The sequence below is a fragment of the Mycolicibacter heraklionensis genome (assembly GCF_001021505.1).
GTDB lineage: Bacteria > Actinomycetota > Actinomycetes > Mycobacteriales > Mycobacteriaceae > Mycobacterium > Mycobacterium heraklionense.
This window is the reverse complement of sequence record NZ_LDPO01000050.1, coordinates 1-4,356: the sequence shown is the minus strand read 5'-3', so window position 1 is coordinate 4,356 and position 4,356 is coordinate 1. Positions and strand designations below refer to the sequence as shown.

4 protein-coding genes are annotated in these 4,356 nt (G+C 66.8%); all 4 read right to left on the bottom strand.

Features of this window, described 5'->3' with window-relative positions:
* Positions 1 to 1,044, bottom strand: a 1,044-nt coding sequence (gene eccB, locus ABW16_RS23530; RefSeq protein ID WP_047321624.1) for a type VII secretion protein EccB, incomplete at its 3' end; no start/stop codon positions are given.
* A complete protein-coding gene (gene eccA / locus ABW16_RS23525; protein ID WP_047321623.1) occupies positions 1,041 to 2,873 on the bottom strand; it encodes a type VII secretion AAA-ATPase EccA in 1,833 nt (610 codons plus the stop codon). The genes eccA and eccB, both read right to left, overlap by 4 nt.
* A 273-nt stretch (positions 2,874 to 3,146) precedes the next feature.
* Positions 3,147 to 4,046: a class I SAM-dependent methyltransferase gene (locus tag ABW16_RS23520; RefSeq protein ID WP_047321622.1), complete on the bottom strand. Its 900-nt coding sequence runs from the start codon at positions 4,044 to 4,046 to the stop codon at positions 3,147 to 3,149.
* Between the two features lie 97 nt (positions 4,047 to 4,143).
* A partial coding sequence (locus ABW16_RS23515) for a WXG100 family type VII secretion target (RefSeq protein WP_047321621.1) occupies positions 4,144 to 4,356 on the bottom strand: 213 nt, incomplete at its 5' end.

The following is a 4,356-nucleotide window of genomic DNA, read 5'->3' as shown; positions in this document are numbered from 1 at the left end:
CGCACCCAACACCGGCGGCCGCTCCAAACCCTGCGAATCCGTATTACGCAACACCGCCGCAACCACACCCGAAATCGGCTGCAACCCATCCTCCAACACCGCGTAATAGCGCAACGCGCTGTCGGAATTGCCGTCCAGGGAGTGCGCCGCCACAACCGCGCCCACCGGCGCGGCCGCGTGCAGGTCGAACGACGGCTTACCACCGGCACCGGGGATCACCGGCGCCACCAATGCCGGCGCCTCCGGAATCACGTTGAACAGTCCCGTGGCGATCGGGCGCGGGGTGGGCACCGTCGAACCCCGCTCTCCGAGTCCCAGTGCGCCAGTGATGGCGTGGTCGGACAAGTCGATCCGGCTGCGCTTGCCGTCCCACAACAGCCATGCGCCGGAACCGTTGTCGACCAGCACCGCGTGCTGAGCGTCGAGCGCTCCGGCCCGGGACCCGCTGTAAGCCAACGGCCCGCCGATCACCGTGACCCCGGCGACCGAGCCGGTCACCGCGTCGCACGCGGTCCAATCGGCGTCACGGGCGCTGTTCTGCACCATGCGTTCCGGGGCTCCGGGGATGCCGATCAGGTTTCCGCGGGCGAACTTGTCCAGCGCAGTGCTTTTCACCACGGTCGGGTTGACCGGCCGACCGGCGATCAGACGCGCCGAGGTCAGGTTCAGCACCGGGTGCAGCTGGTCTCCGACCCGCACATACAGCGCGGAGGTGGACTTGTCCGCCAGCACCGGGTCGTTGTTGGCCGCACTGTTGGGCCAGATCAAGGTGAAGACGAAGCATCCGCCAGCCACGGTGGCGAGCACCAGCAGACCCATCAGCACCGCACGCGCCTGCGCGCGCAGCGGCTCCACCAGCATCCGGGTGTCGTGCAGGGCTACGCCGGAGGCGATGCGCCGCATGACGAACCGCCAACCGCTGACCTGATGCTTGGTGACGAACCCGCGCCGGTACTCGACCCGATCCGGGTTCTCGTTGACCGGGGTGCGCGACGCGAACGAGCGCCGCTCTTCATCGGACCGGTCGGGCTGAGCCGCGCTCATGCGTTGGCCTCCAGGCCCAGGCCACGCAGCAACGGCGCCACCGAGTTACGAACATCTTCGGTCGTAATGGTCATGAGCTCCTCATCGGTGAACAGCCCGGTGCCGGACTGCTCGGAATGGTCAAGCCGGAATTCGCGCTCCTCCTCGGAGCGTTCGACGAGGTTTCGCACGAACCGGCCGTTGCCGGCGATGTCCAGGCTGCGCCGGGCGATGCCGTTGGCGTCGGGATGCGACGCCTCGGCCAGCTGACCGAACAGGGCCTGCATCTCCTCGAGTGCAGCCTGCTCGAAACGGCTGTCGCGTTGCTCGGCCATCTTGTAGGCGATCTCGACCAGCTCCGGGGGCTGGTACGACGGGAAGTCGATGCTGCGGGTAAAGCGCGACCGCAGACCTTCGTTGGTGTCCAGGAACCGGTCCAGGTCGGCGCGGTACCCGGCGACGATCACCACCAGCCGGTCACGGTCGTTCTCCATCCGCGCCAGCAGCGTGTCGATGGCAACCAGACCGAAGTCGTTCTTGGCGCCGGTGGCCACCAATGCGTAGGCCTCGTCCAGGAACAGCACCCCGTCCAGCGCACTGTCGATGATGGCGTTGGTCTTGGCCTCGGTCTCACCGATGTGCTGACCGATCAGGTCGGCACGGTGCACCTCTTTGATGTTCTCTTTCTTCAGCAGCCCCAGGCCGCAGTAGATCTTCGCCACCACACGGGCGATGGTGGTCTTACCGGTCCCGGGCGGCCCGGCGAACACCAGGTGGTGGGTGCGCTGGCCGACGGCGAGCCCGTGCTGCTTGCGCACCACTTCCATGGCCACCGAACTCTTGAGCCGCTGAACCTGGTTCTTGACCTCGGACAGCCCGATGAACTCGCCCAGTTCGCGCTCGGCTTCGGCCAGCAGTTCGGCCTTGCGTTCATGGGCGGACGGGTCGACGAAGTCCTCGGCACTCGGCTCGGTGTCGGGGTCCCAGGGGTCGGTGCGCGCGGCGATCCGGGCCGCAGTGGTGGTGACGATCCCGAAACTGTGGTCCAACAAGGCCTGTTGAACCTGCTCGTTCTCCGGGTTGGCGGCATAGAGATCCTGCAGCACCTCGGCCGCGGATTCCTCGTCGTCTTGGGCCCGCAGGATCAGCCCCTTGGCCAGCGCCCCGTCGGTGGCCGCGACCGCGATCGGGCCTTCCGGCTCCTCCAGGTAGGACAACGCCGGGGCATACATGCCCAGCCGCGCCAGAGCGATCCCGAGGGCGATCTTGGCGGCGTGGGTGAACAGCTCGTCACGATCGGGGTCGTTGACGATCGGAGTCAGCAGCTTGACCATGTCCGACCAGCGCTCGGCGTGGTGGTTCACCGCGATCGCCATCCAGCGAGCATCGTTCCAGTCGGGACGCCGCTGGGTGATCTCCGCGACCACTTCGTTCGCCTCGGCGCACCGGCCGGCCATCGCCAGTTGCGCGGCGTGGGCGAGGTGGAAGTCGTCGGCTTCGGTGGCGCGCAGCTTCAGGTACAGCCCGGTGTCGTAGTGGAACCCGAGCGCACCCGGCTTCAAGTCCAGGCGCCGCTGCAGGGCTCCGGCGCTGGCGGCAGTCTCCGAGATGGCGGCCAGTACCCGCGGCGACTGGTCGCCGGCGGCCGCCAGGCCGATCCAGGCATCGCACTGCTCGTGTGCGACGCGGGTCAGCGCGGCGAAGCCGGTGCGCGCCGCGGCCAGGTCGGCAGGACGTTTGCGCTGGTAAACCTCGATACCGAGGGCTCGGCAGCAGGTGGCAAACCGGCTGAGGGTTTCCTCGTCAACCCGGGGATTCGGGGTGAGCAAAGCCGCATCACCGTTGTTCATGCGTGGCTCGCCCCTTCACTATTTTTGACAGCACCAACCCGGCTGAAGTTAGCATTGCATAAGCTAACTGTCGAGATCGATCGAGCCGATCGGCGGGCGACTTCCATCACTCTCACAGGCGGTTTTTCGGCCCACGAACGGGACGCTGATGCGCCGACGTCGTCCCAACCCATCACCGACTCCTTATTGAAAATCATTTTCGATTGTCCCGTACGCTACCGCATACGGGGCTCGTCTTCCACAACGGTTCTCGGCAATTGCCACCCACCGCTCCTACCTCTTGACTGCCCAGATCAGCGAGTTCCGCAGGATCATCTGACCGGCCGGGGTGTCCGGCTCCGGAACCGGACGTCCCAGCTGACGCAGGCAATCAGCCATCGGCGTCGCGACCGCAGTCCAGCCCCGTTCGCCGAACCACTGCTCGGCAGGCGCGCAGCGCTCGTTATAGACCAGCCGGAAATACATCCGCCTGTCGTCACCGGCAGCGACCTCGGCCCGCACCGCGGCCTCGAAATCCTCGCTGGACAGCGGTATGCCCTCCTCGATCGCCACGCGGCTGCCCGAGGCGGCCAGGCCATCGATTCCGGAGAACAGCTGCTGCTGCGCAACGGCGGGGAGGTAGATCAGTAGGCCCTCGGCGATCCACACCGACGGCTGGGCCGGGTCGAATCCGGCCTCACGCAGCGCCTGCGGCCAGTCCTCACGCAGGTCGACGGCGACCTCACGCCGCTCCGCCGTGGCACGGATGCCGCGCTGCGACAGGACGTAGCTCTTGAAGGCGAGCACTTGCGGCTGGTCCAACTCGAAGATCGTTGTCTCGTCCGGCCAGGACAATCGGAAGGCCCGGGAGTCCAGTCCGGCAGCCAGAATCACCACCTGGCGCAGCCCAGCCTCGGCGGCGCGCTGGAAGTAGTCGTCGAAATAGCGGGTGCGGGCGCCCTGGTAGTTGACGAAGTGCTCCCCGAAGTCGGCGGTCAACAGCGGATGGTCGGACAAGGTGCCCGCCACCAAAGCTTCCCAGTCCCCGCCGGCCGCCCGGCAGAACAGCTCCGCATAGGGATCGGTCGCGGCCGGATCGGTTTTGCCGGCTTCCAGTGCCCGGGCGGCGGCTACGCGCAATGCCGTGGAACCGACACTCGTACTGATATCCCAGCTGTCACCTTCACTACGCATCACAGGCATTCCACGGACCCTACGCCGCAATGACCACGATGGAATGTCCGACGACGGCGGCCGCAACCGGCCGTAACAGACCAGAGCGTGCGCTCTGTCAGCCCCACTTGGCGGCTTCGGCGGTGTCGCGCGCATTCATCATCAAGGTGTTGGTCTCATGCGTGGTGGCCATCGCGTGATACACGCGGACCAACTCCTCCATCGCCTGATTCCACTGCGCCTGCCACGCCTGATACGTCATCCCCGTATCGCCCTGCCACGCCGCCGACAACGCCGCCTGCTCACTGGCAATATCAGCACCCACCGCCTG